The organism is Actinomadura mexicana, assembly GCF_900188105.1.
GTDB lineage: Bacteria > Actinomycetota > Actinomycetes > Streptosporangiales > Streptosporangiaceae > Spirillospora > Spirillospora mexicana.
Genome location: NZ_FZNP01000004.1, coordinates 588,011 through 603,827, shown reverse-complemented (window position 1 = coordinate 603,827; position 15,817 = coordinate 588,011). Strand labels below are relative to the sequence as shown.

The window sequence follows — 15,817 nt, the reverse complement described above, 5'->3', positions numbered from 1 at the left end:
GGAGATCAGCCCGCGCAGGTCGCCGTAACCGTCGTCGTTGGAATCGGCGAACCCCCGGACCGACACCTCGTAGAACACCGCCGTCTTGAACCAGTCCGGTGTGCGCGGGGTGTCCTCGTCGAACGGGTCCGGGATGGGGCCGGCGGCCGGTCCCATGGCCGGCCTGGGGGCGTTCCCCCGGTGCCCGGCGCCGGTGCCGGGTGCGGTGACCCCGTCGCCGCCCTGGTCCGGTCGGGTGCTGCGGGTGAAGTTCTTCGGCTGGCCGTCCATGGGTCACCCCGGGTGTGTTGGAGACATCTAGATCAGCAATTCCCTCCGGCCCGTCCAGGTGTGTGCGCGACAGGCAACCATCCGTAAAAGCTTCAGTACGGTCCGTGACCGTGGGGCCGGTTTCGGGGCCGGGCGGCGCCGCCCCGCCGAGCGAGCGCGCCCATGACCGGGGTAGATCGCCCGGGTCGGCGGGCCGCCCGGGCGCGCGACCGCCCGCCGGGAAGGTCATCGCCCGGTCGCGGCCGGGCAGCGCACGGAAAAGCAGCGCAAAATGACGGCGACTCCCGGCCTGTCGAGTGGCGCCGGACGCCGCGAATACTTGCCGCGCGACGGTTGTGTCATGTCCGTGTTTTTAGGTTCGCCGCTTTTTCTGTCGCAACCCTCGGGTAGGTCATTTCCAACCTCAGAACCCGTCAGGTCGGCGGGTTCTGCTCAGTTCGGACGGAATTACGTCCGTCCAGAAGCGATCGGAGGGACAGTGGAGCGCTGGGAGAAGTCGCCATCGGTCGTACCGACGCGGGATGACCTCGTGGCACGGCTGCGCGTCCGTTTCGCCGACATTCCGGTGGAGCGCGTGCGGCGCTGCGTGGACGACCTGTGGTGCTGCTGCGCCCATCTGGGGGTGCGGCCCGAGGAACGGACCATCGAGCGCCTCGCCGCGTCCCGGCTCACGGGCGTCGTGCGGGGCGGCCGCCCGCCCTATCCGGACGAGCGGCCGGGGTCCAGACCGCCCGGCCACCTGACCGCCCCGCCCCGGCCCGCCCGCGCGGCGGCCCGAACTCCGATCGGGATGTGACAGATGAAGGACACGGCGGTGCCGGGCCTCAGCACCCAGACCCGGCGAGGGTTCACCGTGCTCGGCCTGCCGGCGCAGATCAGCTGGCAGAACTACGCGGGGATCCGGGAGGAGGTGAGCAAGGCGCTGTCCCTCGCCTGCGCGGGAGCACGCGGGACGCGGGGAACGCGGGGGACGCCGCGCGGCGGGGTCGTGGTCGACTTCGGTGACGCGGTCCTGCTGGACGCGGCCGGGCTCGTGCTGATGGCGCGGGCCGAGACGCGCGCCCAGCTGCTCGGCTGCCCGCTGCGGGCCGTGGTGCCGGCCCTGTCGGCGCACGTCCGGCGGGCGCTGCACCTCACCGGGCTGGACCGGCTCGTCCCGGTGTTCGCCGACGTCGGGTCGGCGACGGCCGCGCCCGTCCCGGAGGCGGTGCCGGGGGAGGTCGACACCACTCACGTGCTCGACGCGATCCGCGCGCTGCATCCGGGGGACGCCGGTCTCACCCCGACACCGCCCGCCCCGTCCGAGCTGACGATCAGCACGACGGCGGCCGGCGACGGCGACCACACCGTCGTGCACCTGTCCGGGGTGCTGGACGAGGTGACCGTGCCGCGGCTCGGGGAGACGCTGACCACGCTGGTCGAGGGCGACCTGCGGCACCTGATGGTGCGGATGCACGACCGGCTCGGCGTGCGCTGCGACCCGCTGCCGATCCTGCTCGGCATCCGCTGGCGCGTCGCCGCCGAGGGCGGCTGCCTGTCGCTGCCGGCGCTGCCGGCCAGGCTCCGCGAGATCATCGACCGCGAGGGCCTGGGCTCGGTGTTCACCGGCTGCCGGTCCATCGGGGGCCGCGCGCTCAGCGGCGCCGGGTCCGGCTAGCTCCGCCTCCCCGCCCGCCACCGGCCCGCACGCGTCCGTTCTCCTCGAACGCGAAGACGTGTGCGGGCTTGGTGTGCGGGTCGAGGTGGACGTAGTTCGATCCGCGCCAGGTGTAGGTGGTGCCGTCGAGTTGGTCGGTGACGGTGCCATCATCAACCTCAACCCCCACCAACCCCGCGAAGCCACCCGGCGGGTTCTCGGCGTAGGCGATGGTGCCGTCGGCGCGGGTGGTGAACCATTCGGGGTGGTCGCGTACCCAGGGGTGGTCGGGGGAGCATTGCAGGGCCAGGTCCAGGGCGATTTCCAGGCCGCAGTTGCCGGCGTGTTCGACGAAGGCGTCGAAGTCGTCCAGGGTGCCCAGGTCGGGGTGGACGGCGTCGTGGCCGCCGTCGGCCGATCCGATGGCCCAGGGGGAGCCGGGATCGTAGGGGCCGGCGTCCAGGGTGTTGTTGGGGCCGGTGTTGTTGGGGCCTTTGCGGTGGCTGGTGCCGATCGGGTGGACGGCCTCACCCTCCGGCGTCCGCAGCACCACCGCCGCACCCAGCCGCTCGTGCCCCTCCCGGAACACCGTCGCCGACACCTCGACCGTCTCACCCACCACGGCCTTCGCCGGCCACCGGCCGCACCCCACCACCGGCTCGACGTCGACGATGGGGACGCGGCCGCGCTCCACCTCCAGCTTCACCTGCATGGGCCCCGCTCCCGCTCGTCCCGCCGTCCCGGTACCGGTCGCAGACATCCATGCCCCGTCCGCAACTCACCGGCATCCGCGAAATCACAAGATCACGCAAAGAACCGCCCCGGGCCCGAGCGGGAGGGAGCGGGGTCCCGGGCGGTCAGCCGGCGGCGCGGATGACCGAGGCGATGCCGCCGGACGTCGTGACGAGGCGCTGGTACTCCGGCCGCCGCAGCTCCCCGCCCATGAACGGGTACGGGTTGCGGTGCACGGCCGGGCTCGGCTCCTCGCTCAGCGCGGCGAAGTGGATCTCGCGGGCGCCGGTCGCCGCCACGACCCGCGCGACGTTGCGGTCGGTGACGCCGCCGCCGGGCATCACGATGACGCGGTCGCCGGCGTGCCGCACCAGCTCGGCGATCAGCGGCGCGCCCTCCAGCGCGCTCGCGTCCTGCCCGGACGTCAGGACGCGGGCCACGCCGAGGCCGGCGAGGACGTCCAGCGTGCCGAACGGGTCGGCGGCCATGTCGAAGGCGCGGTGGAAGGTGACGGGCAGCCCGCCCGCCGCCGCCATGAGCCGCTCGACGACCGGGCGGTCGACCGTCCCCTCGGGGGTGAGCGCGCCGATCACCACGCCGTGCGCGCCGGCCTCCCGGACGAGCGCCACGTCGTGCTCCATCGCCGCGACCTCGTGCTCGTCGAAGATGAAGTCGCCGCCGCGCGGGCGGATGATGACGTTCACCCTGATCGACGACACGGCGGCGAGCGCGGCGCGGACCGTGCCCAGGGTCGGGGTGAGCCCGCCGTCGAACAGTGCCGCGCACAGCTCGACGCGGTGGGCGCCCGCCTTCTCGGCGGCGACTGCGCCCGCGACGCTGTCGATGCAGATCTCGTAGGTGAGGCTCACGAACGTCCTTCCGGGATGGTGCGGATCTCGCCCACCGGGCGCCCGCCGCCGAGGACGGGGACGGTGCCCAGCGGGCCGGCCGGGGTGGTGTCGGCGCCGAGCGCGGCGAGCGCGCGCAGCGCGATGGCGGTGGTGGCGCGGGGGCTTCCGTCGATGACCTTCACCGCGACGGCGCTGCCCTCCGCGGTGGCGGCGACGAGCACGCCCTCCGCGCCGCCCTTGGCGACCGAGCCGGGCAGCGCCCGCATGAACTCGGTGTTGACGTGCCCCGTCCCGCCCACGTACTCGGGGTGGGCGCGCATGGCGTCCGCGACCGGGCGGGCGTCCTCGGCCAGGACGAGGGACCGCGCGGCGCGGGCCAGGCCGGCCAGGGTCAGGCCGAACAGCGGCGCGCCGCACCCGTCGATCGCGACGGGCGAGGGGTCCTCCCCGGCGCAGTCGGCCATCACCTGCCGCACCAGCCGCTGCAGGGGGTGCGACGGGTCGAGGTAGGTGTCGAGCGGCCATCCGCCGGCGACGCACGCGGCGAGCATGGCGGCGTGCTTGCCGGAGCAGTTCATCCGCACCCGCGACTCGCCCTCGCCCGCCCTGATCAACGCGTTCCTGGTCGCCTCGTCCTCGGGCCAGGACGGCGGGCACCGCAGCGCGTCCGCGCCGAGTCCCGCGTCCGCGAGGATCCCCTCGACGGCCTTGACGTGGAAGTCCTCGCCGGTGTGGCTGCCCGCCGCGATCGCGAGGCGCTCCCCGTCCAGCGGCGCGCCCGCCCTCAGGCAGGCGAGCGCCTGGAACGGCTTGGTCGTGGAGCGCGGCAGGACGGTCTCCCGGGCGGCGCCCCGCACATGGGCGAGGGACCCGTCCGGGGCGAACCCGGCGACGCTGCCGTAGTGGCGGCTCTCGGTGAAGCCGTTGCGCACGACCTCGGCCAGTACTTCGTACATGTCGATCCTCACGGTCGCGCCGCCGGGACGGCCTCGCGGACGGCGCGGGACGGACGGGTCCGCTGCCGCGCCTCCAGCGTCCGCGCGAGCTTGGCCAGCGACGCGTTGATCACCAGGTAGATCAGTGCGATCACCAGGTAGGTCTGGATGAGCAGGTGGTTGTAGTTCGCCAGCACCTTCCCGCTGTAGAGCAGTTCGGCGTAGCTGACGACGAAGCCGAGCGAGGTGTCCTTCAGCAGCCCGGCGGACTGGCTGACCAGCGACGGCAGGACGCGCCGCGCCGCCTGCGGCAGCACCACCAGCCGCATCGCCCGCCCGCGGGTCAGGCCGAGCGCGAGGCCCGCCTCCAGCTGCCCGCGCTCCACCGACCGGATCCCGGCCCGGAAGATCTCGGCGAACGCGGCGGCGTTGGACACCGACAGCGGGACGACGAGCTTCCAGAACAGCGGGAGGTCGAGGCCGTACCTCGGCAGCGCGAACAGCACGACGTAGACCAGCAGCAGCGCCGGGACCGTCCGGACGATCTCGACGTAGGCCGCGGACGGGACGCGCAGCCACCGGGCCGGCGACAGCCGCCCGAGCGCGAGCGCGACGCCGGCCGCCATCGCGAGGGCGATCGAGACGGCAGCGGCGTAGAGCGTGGAGCGCAGTCCCTCCAGCAGGTACCGCCACATCGGCCACGTCCCGTACGGGCGCCAGCGGTCGGCCGCGAGCTGGCCGTTCTCGCCGAACTGGCGCAGTGCGAGGGCGACCAGGACGGCTCCGCCGAGCAGGGTCAGCGCGGTGGCGATCCGGATGCGCCGCCGGGCGCGCGGCCCCGGCTCGTCGAACAGCAGGCGCGAGGAGCTCATCGCAGGATCGCCAGCTTCCGTTCCAGGCCGCCGGTCACCAGGCCGAAGACCGCCGACAGCGCCATGTACGCCAGGCCCGCCGTCACGAAGATCCAGATCGGCTGGGCCTCGGCGAGGTTGACCCGGTTCGCCGCGGCGGTCAGCTCGACCACGCCGACCGCGGCGGCCAGCGCCGTGTTCATCAGCGTCATGATCGCGATGTTGCCGAGTGGCTGGACGACCGTCCGCAGCGCCTGCGGCAGGACGACCAGCCGCAGCGACTGGACGAACGTCAGCCCGAGCGCGCGGGCGGCCTCGCCCTGCCCGGCCGGCACCGCGTTGATCCCGGAGCGGATCGCCTCGGCCGTGTACGCCCCCTGGTAGAGGGCGATCACGACGACCGAGGTGGTGAACAGCCCGGCGATCACCCCGATCTCGGGCAGTCCGAACACGGCGATGACGAGCCACACCAGCAGTGGGATGTTCTGCAGCACCTCGACGTAGGCCATTCCGGCGGCGCGCAGCACGCGCACCGGGCTGACCCGCATCGCGGCGACCGCGGTCCCGGTCGCGAGGGCCCCGGCGAGGGCCAGCAGCGTCAGCTCGACGGTGAGCAGCAGGCCGTCGCCGAACTCCCCGAGGTGGTCGGTGATGACGTTCATGACAGGGCGGGGCCTCCGCTCACTCCGAGCCCGGGGCCGAGCCGATCGCGGGCGGCTGCGGCGCCTCGCCCTGCACGACCGTCCCGATCGAGTTCTTCCAGACCTTCGCCCACAGGCCCGACTGCTGGATCTGCTTGAGCCAGTCGTTGACGAACTGCTTCATCTGCGCGTCGCCGTGCTTGAGGCCGATGCCGTACGGGTCGCTGGTGAACGGCTTGCCCTGGATCTGGATGGACGGGTCCTGCTTGGCGGTCGCGAGCAGCACGGCCTCGTCCTGGACGTAGGCGTCGCCGCGGCCCTGCTTGAGCGCCTGCACGCACTCGGGGTCGCTGCCGAAGGTGACGATCTTCGCGTCCGGGGCGACCTTCTTGATGGCGGGGATCGCCGGGGTGTTGGCGCCCGCGATGATGGTCCTGCCCTTCAGGTCGGCCGGGGCCTTGATGCCCGTCTCGTCCTTCTTGGTGGCGATGACCAGGCCGGAGCTGTAGTACGGCCCGGCGAACGCGACCTGCTTGGCACGTTCCGGAGTGATGCTGTAGGTCTGGAACACCACGTCGACGGTGCCGTTGGACAGCAGCGCCTCGCGGGTCTCCGACGCCGAGTTGACGATCTTCACGTTGGGCTTGCCGATGATGTACTTGGCGAGCAGCCGGCCGAAGTCGGCGTCCAGCCCCTCGACCTTCTTCGTCGCCGGGTTCTGCTGGGAGAGCAGCGGGGCGTCCAGCGAGCCGCCCACGACCAGCTCGCCGCGCTGCTTGATCTTCTCCATGGTGGAGCCGGCGGGCAGGCCGGAGGCGACCGGGGCCGAGGCCGCCAGGTCGTCGCCGGCGCCGCCGCCGGAGCCGGGCACGGCCGGGTCGGAGTCGCCGCCGGAGCAGGCCGCCAGGCCCGTCAGCGACAGCGCGGCCATCGCGGCCACCGCCGCCCGCCGCATCCCCGCAGGGGTACCTACCATGATCATCAACCTTTCTCGGGTGGCGCGCCATGGGCGGCGCGCCGGGGTCGCACTAGTGGCTGAGGACCTTGGCCAGGAAGTCCCGGGCCCGGTCGCTGGCGGGGGAGTCGAAGAAGGCGGCCGGCGCTCCGGTCTCGACGACCTCTCCGTCCGCCATGAACACGACGCGGTCGGCGACCCGGCGGGCGAACCCCATCTCGTGGGTGACGACCACCATCGTCATGCCGTCGCGGGCGAGGCCCGTCATCACGTCGAGGACCTCGCCGACCATCTCGGGGTCGAGCGCCGAGGTCGGCTCGTCGAACAGCATCGCCTTCGGGCGCATCGCGAGCGCGCGGGCGATCGCGGCGCGCTGCTGCTGGCCGCCGGACAGCTGCGCGGGCAGCTTGCCGGCCTGCTCACCGATGCCGACCCGGTCGAGCAGCTCGCGCGCGGTCCGCTCGGCCTCGGCGCGCGAGACGCCGCGCACCCGGGTGGGCGCGAGCGTCAGGTTCGCAAGGACGGTCTTGTGCTGGAACAGGTTGAACGACTGGAACACCATGCCCACGTCCGCGCGGAGGCGGGCGAGCGCGCGGCCCTCCTCGGGCAGCTCCTCGCCGTCGACGCGGATGACACCGCCGTCCGGCGTCTCCAGCCGGTTCAGGCACCGGCACAGCGTCGACTTGCCCGACCCGGACGGGCCGATCACCACGACGACCTCGCCGCGGGCCACGTCCAGATCCACGTCGCGCAGGGCGGTGTGGTCGCCGAAGCGCTTGTACAGACCGCGAACCTCGATCATTCGGTCACCTACGTCCCAACTTCCTTCGATATCGAAGTCAAGCAGGACGATAGAGCTTCAAATCGACGTAAGTCAACGCGTTGCCGTACCAAGTTCACGCATGCTATCTATCTGGGGTGCGTAACAGCAGAGACGACGGACCGGCGGCACTCGTGCGGCTGGTGGCGACCGGCCAGGCGGAGTCGCGGGCCGAGCTCGCCCGGCTCTCCGGCCTCGCCGCCTCCAGCGTCTCGCTGCGGGTCGAGCAGCTCATCGAGGCCGGCCTGTTCGCAGAGGAAGGCGCCGGGGCCTCGCGCGGGGGCCGGCGGCCCCGCCGCCTTCGGCTCGCCCGCGAGGCGGGGGTGTACCTGGTCGCCGACCTCGGCGCGCACCACGCCCGCCTCGCGGTCGCCGACCTCGCGGGGACGCCCCTCGCGCTGTCCGACCTCGCGTGCGACATCGCCGTCGGGCCCGAGGAGACGCTGGCGGCGGTCCTGCGCAGCCTGCACGCCCTCGCCGGCGAGCACGGCCTGCGGGACGTCCCCGTCCGCGGCGTCGGGATCGGGCTTCCCGGGCCGGTCGACCCGGCGACGGGCCAGGTCGTCTCGCCCTCGCGCATGCCCGGCTGGAACGACTTCCCCGTCCGCGACTACGTGACCGGCCACGCCGGCGTCCCGGCCCTGGTCGAGAACGACGCCAACCTCATGGCCGTCGGCGAGCACCGCGGGTCGTGGCCCGCCCTCGACAACGTGATGGTCATCAAACTCGGCAGCGGCATCGGCTGCGGCGTGATCGTCGACGGGCGGCTGCACCGTGGGCGCGGCGCGGCGGGCGACATCAGCCACGTCCGGATCCTGTCCGAGGCCACCGTCGACTGCTCCTGCGGCCACCCCGACTGCCTGGAGGCCCACGCCAGCGGCGCCGCCCTCGCCGCGTCCCTGGCGGCCCAGGGCATCGAGGCGGACAACCCGTCCCGGATCGTCGACCTCGTCACCGACGGCGTCCCCCAGGCGACCAGCGCGGTGCGCACGGCCGGGCGCCTCATCGGCGACGTGCTGACCGCGCTCGTGAACTTCTTCAACCCCGACGCCCTCGTCATCGGCGGGAGCCTGTCCAACGCCGAGCCGCTCGTCGCCACGATCCGGGGCGTCATCTACGAGCGCTGCCTGCCGCTCGCCACCCGCAACCTGGAGATCGCCACCTCCCGCGCGGGCCGCGACGCCAGCATCCTCGGCGCGGGCCACCTGCTCCTCGGTGTCGCGGACGAGTGGATCGACCGCGCCCTGGAGCGCTGAGGGGGTTACCCGCTCGCCGACGCCGACAGCGCGTCGCGGGCCGTCGCCACGTCCGGCGCGATGGCGACGCGGCGCTGCAACCCCGCCACCTCCGACACCCGGCGGACGATCCCGCGCGGCGGCAGCACCACCCACATGGGCACGCCCAGCTCGCTCGCCCGCATCTGGGACCGCGTGATGACGTTCAGCCCGTTGGAGTCGCAGAACGTGCAGCCGGTCAGGTCGAGGATCAGGGCGGGCGTCCCGGAGTCCAGGAGCCGGACGGCCTGCGCGAGGACCGCCTCGCCGTTGCTGAGGTCGACCTCGTCCGGGAACGTCAGCGTCCCGCAGGTCTCCGTGCGCTCCACGCGCCCCACTCCGAGATCCATGACTCGCCCCAAAGCCGATTTCCTCACCTGGATGACAACGGGGGGTACTTCACTGCGACTGTAAGCTCCAAAGCTGGACGAAACCTGAAAGAAAGAGTCAAGTCTAGGACCTCCCTCACCCATATCGCAGACGATCCCGTTCACTCGCGTTTGATTCTGTTTTGTCGCATTGGCGGACGCGCGCCGGAGCCGCCCGCTCCCGCCGCCGTCCACGGTCCCCCCGCGTCCCGCGACGTAGAGGCGAACGTGGCCGAGCACGTCCTGACGATTCATGCCGCGCACTCCAGGGTCGTCCTCTTTCCTCGACCTTCCCTGACCGGATACGAACTTGACGCTCAGGGCGCCCTTCCGGATGACCCGCGCCCGGAACCTTGATCGAAGCGTGCGCGTCGCGGGACACGGCCGCGCTCCGCGGGCGCCCGGTCGGAAGGCGCTTCGCACTGCTCCGGACGGACGCCGCCGGCCGTCATCACCGCCGGCCCGGGCTGATCGCCTCCCTAGTCGCACCAAAGCCCTATATTTCCCCCTACGCCTGCAAGTCTCGCGGAACCGGGGGTGGACATGAGCTCGGACCCAGTCGTCATCGACGGCGGTGACCGTTCCTGTGTGCGCCTCCTGCTCGAACTGCGCGGCCGCATCGCGGGCCTGGCGCCCGGTACCGTCGTCCACCTCGTCGCCGCCGACCCGGCGGCCCCCATCGACCTGCCCGCCTGGTGCCACCTGACCGGCCACGCCTACCTGGGACCCGTGGACGGCGCCCCCACCCCCACCTACGCGCTCCAGGTGGCGGCCGACGCGCGCCCGACCTCGCCGGAATCCCCCTGGCGCCCCCGCTGACCGTCGGCGGCGCGTGCGAAGCTGGAGGGGTGAGCGCCGATGAAGAGCGTGACGGGGTTCGGCTGACGAACCTCGACCAGCCCCTGTTCGAGGGTGCGGACGCGACGAAACGCGACCTGGTCGACTACCTGGACGCGGTCGCCGGATACCTGGTCCCGCAACTCGAGGGCCGGCCCCTGTCGGTCAAGCGCGTGCTGCGCGGCCAGAAGCCGTTCATGCAGAAGAACACGCCGAAGTACACCCCGTCCTGGGTGCGGACGGTGGCGGTATGGGCGGAGACGTCGCAGCGGGAGGTGTCCTACGCACTGTGCGACGACCGCCGCACGCTGCTGTGGTTCGCGAACCAGCGCGCCGTCGAGTACCACCCGCCGCTCGTGCGCGCCGAGACGTGGGACCGGCCCACCGACCTGGTCATCGACATCGACCCGCCCGGCTCCGAGGCGTTCGGCGACGCGGTCGCCGCCGCCCACCTCGTGCGCCGCGCGATGGACGACTCGGGCCTGCGGGGCGCCGTGAAGACCAGCGGCGCCAAGGGCGTCCACGTGTTCGTGCCCCTGGACGGCGCCGCGCGCGTCGAGGACGTCGCCGCCGCGACCCGCGCCCTGGCCGTCCGCGCCGAGCGGCTCGACCCCGATCTGGTCACGACGGCGTTCATCCGCGAGGACCGCGGCGGCAAGGTGTTCCTCGACTCGACCCGCGCGGGCGGCGCGACCGTCATCGCCGCCTACAGCCCGCGGATCCGTCCGGGCGCGCCGGTCTCGTTCCCGGTGGCCTGGGACGACCTCGACCGCGTGGCGCCCTCGGACTTCACGATCCGCACGGCCCCCGCCCTGCTCGCCGGACGCGACGTCTGGACGGACCTCCTGCCGGAGCCGCAGCCGGTCCCCGCCGACCTCGTCGAGCAGGGCCACACGATCCCGATCGCCCGGGTCCAGGCGATGCACGAGGGCAAGCGCCGGGCCCGGGCGCGCCGCGACGCCTAGCGGAGGCGCTCAGGAACCGAGCACGACTGGCAGGGTCCGGTGGCCGTTGGAGATGAACGACTCGACCGGCCTCAGTTCGGCGGGGTCGACGGCGAGCGCCATGTCGGGGAAGCGGCCGAAGAGCGCGGGCAGGGCGATCTCGGCCTCCAGCCGCGCGAGGTGGGAGCCGACGCAGAAGTGCACGCCGTGCCCGAACGAGATGTGCTCCTTGTTCGCCCGCCTGAGGTCGAACAGGTCGGCGTCGTCGCCGTGCAGGGCGAGGTCGCGTCCCGCGGCGGCGTAGGCGGCGAGGATCGCCTCGCCCTTGCCGATCGTCACGCCGTCGACGTCGATGTCCTCCACGGCGTAGCGCAGCGGCAGGTTGGCGACCGGCGCCTGCCAGCGCAGCGCCTCCTCGATGACCTCCGTCCACGGCACCTCGCCGGACCGGACGAGCGCGTACTGGTCCGGGTGCGTCAGCAGCGCCGTGATGGCCTGGTCGAGCAGGTTCACCGTCGTCTCGTGCCCGGCGGAGATCATCAGGATCAGCGTGTCGACCAGTTCCTGCTCGCTCAGCCGCGAGCCGTCCTCGTCGCGGGAGGAGATGAGGACGCCGGCCAGGTCGTCGGCGGGCTCGCGGCGCCGGAACGCCACGAAGTCCTGCAGGATGCCGTACATCTCGATCTGGTTGGCGAGGGCCTCCTCGGACGTCAGCGCCGTGTTGAAGACGCCGTCCACGCAGCGGCGCAGCGCGGGCCGGGCCGCGGCGGGGACGCCGAACAGCCGGCAGATCACCTCGATGGGCAGCGGGTAGGCGTACGCCTCGCGCAGGTCGGCGCGGCCGCCGGGGGAGGCGGCCAGATCCGCCAGGAGGGATCCGGTGATCTCCTCGACGTCCGGCCGCAGCGCCTCGGTGCGGCGCGGGGTGAACGCCCGCGAGATGATGGTGCGGAGCCGCCGGTGGTCGTCGCCATAGGCGGTGAACATGTTCCGCACCGAGACCCACAGGCTCAGCGGCCAGTCCTCCCCGATCTCACCGTCGATCCATTTCGTCCAGTGCCGGTTCGGGTCCTTGGAGACCCTCGGGTCGGCCAGCAGCCGTTTGAGCTGCTCCTGGCCGGTCACCGCCCAGGCGACCACGCCGCCGGGCAGTTCCACGGGAGTCACCGGCCCCCGCGCCCGCAGTTTCGCGGCCTCTCCCTGGACGTCGCTGCCGGCCGGGTCGATGACGAGCGGGATCTCCATTGAGGTCCTCTCCAAGTAAGGGATGGAACATGTCCGTAACGACATGCATGCGATGAGCGACGATGCCAACGTAAGGGGTCGTGGCGCCATACCGCTAATTCACCTGGAAACGGACGCGTCCCGCTTGTTTCGGCCTTTCCCTAAATGGCCGCGCGGAAATCCTCAGGGCGGGTCTCGGTGTGCTGGGGATCCCCTTCGCCCCATCCGTGGCCGGGCGCCACCACATTGTCGGGCGGGGCTTCCGGCGCGGTAGAGCAACCGGACGATCTCGCGGCGCGGGACGTACCCGCCGTCGGGGTTGTTGGGGTTGCACACGACCGCGGCCCGCGAGCCCCGCGCCCGCACGAACCGCACGAAGGCGTCCACGTCGAGCTCGAAGCCGGGCATCTCGTGGAGCTGGAACATGTCGACCCGCTTGCCCGTCTCCAGCGGCTGGTCCGTCCATCGGCCGAACGTCGGGATCGGTGTGGCGATACTCTCGCGCACGAGCAGGTGGTCGATCCAGGTGATCAGCTCCGTGGACCCGTTTCCCATGACGACCGTCTGCGGGTGGTGCCCGAGCGTATAGGCGTCCCCCGGCGCGCCGGTTCAGCGGCGTCCGGGCGGCCGCGGTCGGGCGGTCCGGGGCCGGCCGGGCCGCGTCAGGTCGCGCCCGTGCGCCGGCCGGAGCCGGCGGCCGAGGCGAGGCCGGACGGGGCGGCGGCGAGGGCCGCCTGGATGGCCTCGACGAGCGCCCGTGCCGACTCCTCGGTCAGCTCGACCGCGACGCGCGCCGACGGTCCCTCTCCGGCGTTGGTGAAGTCGATGTTCACGGTGTGCTCGTGGCAGGCGTGGTAGGGGTGGTCGACGTAGACCGCGCCGCCGGTCAGCGTGAACCAGCCGCTCGCGCCCTTGGCGGCGCCGTCCAACTCCATCTTCACCGTCTGGTAGGTGCACATGGGGGTCTCCTTTCAGGCGCCGAGGTGGCGGTCGAGGAAGCTGAAGATCTTCTCCCAGCCGTCCTTGGCGGCGGCGGGACGGAACGCGGGCCGCTCGACGGCGAAGAACGCGTGCCCCGCGCCGGGATAGGTGTGGAACTCGTGCTCCTTGCCGAGCCTGGTCAGCTCGGCGTCGAGCGCGGCGACCTCGTCGGGCGCGGGGAACCGGTCCTCCTCGCCGAACAGGCCGAGCAGCGGGCACGACAGGTCCGGCGCCCTGGAGACGATCGACCGGGCGGAGGTCGGGTAGTCCTCGGGCGGGTCGTTGACGACGAAGGCGCCGTAGCAGTCGACGGCCGCGTCGAGGTCCAGTTCGCAGGCGGCCAGGAACGCGTGCCGCCCGCCCGAGCAGTGCCCGATCACCCCGATCCGGCCGCTGGCATGGTCGAGCGAGTTCAGATGGGCGGCGGCCCCGGCGACGTCGCCGACGAGTTGCCCGTCCGGGACGCCGCCCTTGGCGCGGGCGGCGGCCGCCTGGTCGTCCGGGCCGACGCCCGCGCCCTCGCGCGAGTACAGGTTCGGGGCGATCGCGGCGTACCCGTGCGCGGCGAACGTCCGGACGAACTCCTTGGTGCCGGGGTCGTAGCCGGGCATGTGGTGGATCACCACGACGCCGCCGCGCGGAGCGTCGCCCAGCGGTCGCGCCAGGTACGCCTCCAGCTCGTCCTCGCCGTACCCGGTGATGGCGACCGTTCCGGCCCACATCGCGTCGTCCATGGCGTCAGCGCTCCGTTTCCTCGGCGGGTGTGCGCGCACGCCGTGCTGCCCCCCGGCGTGCGGACCGTGACAGTCTCTCGCATACCCCGCGAGGCTCAGGCGTTCAACGTCCCCGTGCCGAGGAGGCCGAACAGCAGCAGGCCGATGACGATCCGGTAGATCACGAACGAGGTGAAGCTGTGCCGGGCCACGAAGCGCAGCAGCCAGGCGATGGAGCCGTAGGCCACGACGAACGACACCGCCGTGCCCACCGCGAGCGGCAGGATCCCGGTGCCCGAGCCGAGCGCGCTCGGCAGCTCGTAGATGCCGGCGCCGGTCAGGGCGGGGATGCCCAGGAAGAACGACAGGCGGGTCGCGGCGACCCGGTCGAGGCCGAGCATGAGCCCGGTCGACATCGTCGCGCCCGACCGGGAGAAGCCGGGGAACAGCAGGGCGAGGATCTGGGAGGAGCCGATCAGCATCGCGTCGGTGAGGGACGTGTCGTCCTCGCCGCGCTTGTGCGTGCCGAGCCGGTCCGCGGCGAACATCACGGCACTGCCGCCGATCAGGGACCCGGCGACCACCCACAGCGAGGCGAGCGGGCCCTCGATGAGGTTCTTGGCCGCGACCCCCACGATCACGACGGGGACGGTGGCGAAGATGACCCACCAGCCGAACTTGTAGTCGTGGTGGTAGCGCTCGGACGGCCGGGCGATCCCCACGCCCCACGCCTTGACGATCCGGACGATGTCGGAGAAGAAGTACACCAGCACCGCCGCGATCGCGCCGACCTGGATCACCGCGGTGAACCCGACCACGCCCTTGTCGTCCACCGGGATGTCCATCAGACCCTCGGTGATCTTCAGATGCCCGGTCGAGGAGACCGGGAGGAACTCGGTCAGGCCCTCCACGATCCCGAGGACGATCGCCTGCCCGACATTGATCACGCTCAAGGACCCGGTTCCTCTCCGACCTGCGCCAGCTTCGCGCCGAGCCTACTGCCGCGCCGTGGCCGGGTCTCGCGGTGAGAGAGATGACTTCACTGATCGTTAACCGTGCGGACGGCCGCCGGACACGCTCAGCCCCGGATATTCAGGATCACGGGGCGGTGAACGCCGCGGTGTCCATGGCGGTGACCGCCGCGGTGTCCAATGGCGGCGACCGCCGCGGTGTCCAATGGCGGCAACCGCCGGGGAGGCGCGCCGGGCGTCGCCGACGTGCACGGCCCGGCGGAGCGCGGCGTCGCCGTCGCCGCCGATCCAGAGGGCGCGCGCCCGGGTCAGGGACGGGGCCAGGGGCTTCCGGCGAGGCGCTCGATGTCGGTGTTGAAGCGCTGGAGGAAGGAGGCGAAGGCCTCGACGTCCTCCGCCGTCCAGTCCGACATGATCTTGTCGATGCCGGCGACGATCTGGCCGCGCTCGCTGTCGAGCCGGCGCTCGCCCTCGGCGGTGATGCGGAACTTGCGGGCGATGCCGCCGGCCGGGTCGGGGATGCGCTCGACGAGGCCGTCGCGCAGCATGGCCGAGGTCTGCCGGTTCAGCGTCGAGGGGTCCAGGTCGAACGCCTCGCTGAGCTGCCGGATCGACATCGGGCCGTCGATGCGGATGCGGCTCAGCAGGATGTAGGCGCTGCGCTCCAGCAGGCCCCCCTCGCGCCGGGAGCGGCGGGTGGCCAGGCTGTGCCGCCCGAGCAGCATGGTCTCGTACTCGATCAGATCCGTGGGCTTGTGCATGCCGGTCCTTCTCCCGGACGCGGGCCGCCCGGGTCGCTCCTGCCTCGATGCTC

The 15,817-nt window shown here is 72.6% G+C and carries 18 protein-coding genes and 3 pseudogenes; 5 read left to right on the top strand and 16 right to left on the bottom strand.

The annotated features are described in order from the left end of the window. Positions 1 to 270 (bottom strand): annotated as a pseudogene (locus tag CHC11_RS13980) (hypothetical protein); the annotation flags it as partial. Between the two features lie 529 nt (positions 271 to 799). On the opposite strand from CHC11_RS13980, the gene CHC11_RS13975 reads away from it, so the two are divergent. Together CHC11_RS13975 and CHC11_RS13970 are read left to right on the top strand one after the other, a co-directional pair. Then, a complete protein-coding gene (locus CHC11_RS13975) occupies positions 800 to 1,066 on the top strand; it encodes a hypothetical protein (protein WP_143227064.1) in 267 nt (88 codons plus the stop codon). Between the two features lie 3 nt (positions 1,067 to 1,069). Then, entirely contained in the window at positions 1,070 to 1,927 is an 858-nt protein-coding gene (locus CHC11_RS13970) for an STAS domain-containing protein (RefSeq protein WP_089312108.1), read from the top strand. Here CHC11_RS13970 and CHC11_RS43670 read toward each other — a convergent pair. From CHC11_RS43670 to CHC11_RS13935, 8 genes and pseudogenes are all read right to left on the bottom strand, one after another. Continuing rightward, positions 1,905 to 2,096, bottom strand: a complete 192-nt coding sequence (locus tag CHC11_RS43670; protein WP_342749982.1) for a hypothetical protein — start codon at positions 2,094 to 2,096, stop codon at positions 1,905 to 1,907. The two genes, CHC11_RS13970 and CHC11_RS43670, sit on opposite strands and share 23 nt — an antisense overlap. Positions 2,097 to 2,110: 14 nt before the next feature. Then, positions 2,111 to 2,618 (bottom strand): annotated as a pseudogene (locus CHC11_RS43865) (maltotransferase domain-containing protein); the annotation flags it as partial. Between the two features lie 145 nt (positions 2,619 to 2,763). After that, positions 2,764 to 3,507 carry a copper homeostasis protein CutC gene (locus CHC11_RS13960; RefSeq protein WP_089312107.1) on the bottom strand — a complete coding sequence of 248 codons (744 nt, stop codon included), beginning with the start codon at positions 3,505 to 3,507 and terminating at the stop codon, positions 2,764 to 2,766. Then, positions 3,504 to 4,445 carry an asparaginase gene (locus CHC11_RS13955; protein WP_089312106.1) on the bottom strand — a complete coding sequence of 314 codons (942 nt, stop codon included), beginning with the start codon at positions 4,443 to 4,445 and terminating at the stop codon, positions 3,504 to 3,506. The genes CHC11_RS13960 and CHC11_RS13955 overlap by 4 nt, the downstream gene beginning before the upstream one ends. 8 nt (positions 4,446 to 4,453) lie before the next feature. After that, positions 4,454 to 5,296, bottom strand: a complete 843-nt coding sequence (locus CHC11_RS13950; protein ID WP_089312105.1) for an amino acid ABC transporter permease — start codon at positions 5,294 to 5,296, stop codon at positions 4,454 to 4,456. Next, on the bottom strand, positions 5,293 to 5,937 hold the full coding sequence (locus CHC11_RS13945) for an amino acid ABC transporter permease (RefSeq protein WP_089312104.1): 645 nt from the start codon (positions 5,935 to 5,937) through the stop codon (positions 5,293 to 5,295). Before CHC11_RS13945 ends, CHC11_RS13950 begins: the two co-directional genes overlap by 4 nt. A 19-nt stretch (positions 5,938 to 5,956) precedes the next feature. Next, positions 5,957 to 6,892 (bottom strand): glutamate ABC transporter substrate-binding protein, encoded by a 936-nt coding sequence (locus CHC11_RS13940; RefSeq protein WP_245919161.1) that lies wholly within the window; start codon positions 6,890 to 6,892, stop codon positions 5,957 to 5,959. Positions 6,893 to 6,944: 52 nt separating this feature from the next. After that, a complete protein-coding gene (locus CHC11_RS13935) occupies positions 6,945 to 7,673 on the bottom strand; it encodes an amino acid ABC transporter ATP-binding protein (protein WP_089312103.1) in 729 nt (242 codons plus the stop codon). Between the two features lie 116 nt (positions 7,674 to 7,789). Between CHC11_RS13935 and CHC11_RS13930 the strand changes: the two genes are divergently transcribed. Continuing rightward, a complete protein-coding gene (locus CHC11_RS13930; RefSeq protein ID WP_218826074.1) occupies positions 7,790 to 8,947 on the top strand; it encodes an ROK family protein in 1,158 nt (385 codons plus the stop codon). 5 nt (positions 8,948 to 8,952) lie between these two features. Here the strand turns inward: CHC11_RS13930 and CHC11_RS13925 are convergent, their stop codons facing one another. After that, positions 8,953 to 9,315 carry an STAS domain-containing protein gene (locus CHC11_RS13925; protein ID WP_089312101.1) on the bottom strand — a complete coding sequence of 121 codons (363 nt, stop codon included), beginning with the start codon at positions 9,313 to 9,315 and terminating at the stop codon, positions 8,953 to 8,955. Positions 9,316 to 9,876: 561 nt separating this feature from the next. Between CHC11_RS13925 and CHC11_RS13920 the strand changes: the two genes are divergently transcribed. Then, complete coding sequence (locus CHC11_RS13920; RefSeq protein ID WP_089312155.1) at positions 9,877 to 10,152, top strand: sulfurtransferase TusA family protein; 276 nt, start codon at positions 9,877 to 9,879, stop codon at positions 10,150 to 10,152. Positions 10,153 to 10,181: 29 nt separating this feature from the next. Beyond that, entirely contained in the window at positions 10,182 to 11,135 is a 954-nt protein-coding gene (gene ligD / locus CHC11_RS13915; RefSeq protein ID WP_089312100.1) for a non-homologous end-joining DNA ligase, read from the top strand. A gap of 9 nt (positions 11,136 to 11,144) precedes the next feature. Here the strand turns inward: ligD and CHC11_RS13910 are convergent, their stop codons facing one another. From CHC11_RS13910 to CHC11_RS13885, 6 genes and pseudogenes are all read right to left on the bottom strand, one after another. Further along, positions 11,145 to 12,374: a cytochrome P450 family protein gene (locus tag CHC11_RS13910; protein ID WP_245919159.1), complete on the bottom strand. Its 1,230-nt coding sequence runs from the start codon at positions 12,372 to 12,374 to the stop codon at positions 11,145 to 11,147. 147 nt (positions 12,375 to 12,521) lie between these two features. Beyond that, positions 12,522 to 12,911, bottom strand: a pseudogene (locus tag CHC11_RS13905) (aminotransferase class I/II-fold pyridoxal phosphate-dependent enzyme); the annotation flags it as partial. A gap of 89 nt (positions 12,912 to 13,000) precedes the next feature. Next, a complete protein-coding gene (locus CHC11_RS13900) occupies positions 13,001 to 13,297 on the bottom strand; it encodes a DUF6295 family protein (protein ID WP_089312098.1) in 297 nt (98 codons plus the stop codon). A gap of 12 nt (positions 13,298 to 13,309) precedes the next feature. Beyond that, positions 13,310 to 14,053: a dienelactone hydrolase family protein gene (locus CHC11_RS13895; protein ID WP_089312097.1), complete on the bottom strand. Its 744-nt coding sequence runs from the start codon at positions 14,051 to 14,053 to the stop codon at positions 13,310 to 13,312. A 95-nt stretch (positions 14,054 to 14,148) separates the two neighbouring features. Continuing rightward, a complete protein-coding gene (locus CHC11_RS13890; protein ID WP_245919186.1) occupies positions 14,149 to 14,979 on the bottom strand; it encodes an undecaprenyl-diphosphate phosphatase in 831 nt (276 codons plus the stop codon). A 332-nt stretch (positions 14,980 to 15,311) separates the two neighbouring features. Then, positions 15,312 to 15,764, bottom strand: a complete 453-nt coding sequence (locus CHC11_RS13885) for a MarR family winged helix-turn-helix transcriptional regulator (protein ID WP_089312095.1) — start codon at positions 15,762 to 15,764, stop codon at positions 15,312 to 15,314. Positions 15,765 to 15,817: the final 53 nt, after the last annotated feature.

Bases quoted from the DNA above. Each gene is read 5' to 3' on its own strand.
- CHC11_RS13935 (WP_089312103.1), bottom strand. From the start codon at position 7,673: ATGATCGAGGTTCGCGGTCTGTACAAGCGCTTCGGCGACCACACCGCC.
- CHC11_RS13925 (WP_089312101.1), bottom strand. From the start codon at position 9,315: ATGGATCTCGGAGTGGGGCGCGTGGAGCGCACGGAGACCTGCGGGACG.
- CHC11_RS13920 (WP_089312155.1), top strand. From the start codon at position 9,877: ATGAGCTCGGACCCAGTCGTCATCGACGGCGGTGACCGTTCCTGTGTG.
- CHC11_RS13955 (WP_089312106.1), bottom strand. From the start codon at position 4,445: ATGTACGAAGTACTGGCCGAGGTCGTGCGCAACGGCTTCACCGAGAGC.
- CHC11_RS13940 (WP_245919161.1), bottom strand. From the start codon at position 6,892: ATGGTAGGTACCCCTGCGGGGATGCGGCGGGCGGCGGTGGCCGCGATG.
- CHC11_RS13900 (WP_089312098.1), bottom strand. From the start codon at position 13,297: ATGTGCACCTACCAGACGGTGAAGATGGAGTTGGACGGCGCCGCCAAG.
- CHC11_RS13945 (WP_089312104.1), bottom strand. From the start codon at position 5,937: ATGAACGTCATCACCGACCACCTCGGGGAGTTCGGCGACGGCCTGCTG.
- CHC11_RS13895 (WP_089312097.1), bottom strand. From the start codon at position 14,053: ATGGACGACGCGATGTGGGCCGGAACGGTCGCCATCACCGGGTACGGC.
- CHC11_RS13950 (WP_089312105.1), bottom strand. From the start codon at position 5,296: ATGAGCTCCTCGCGCCTGCTGTTCGACGAGCCGGGGCCGCGCGCCCGG.
- CHC11_RS13970 (WP_089312108.1), top strand. From the start codon at position 1,070: ATGAAGGACACGGCGGTGCCGGGCCTCAGCACCCAGACCCGGCGAGGG.
- CHC11_RS13885 (WP_089312095.1), bottom strand. From the start codon at position 15,764: ATGCACAAGCCCACGGATCTGATCGAGTACGAGACCATGCTGCTCGGG.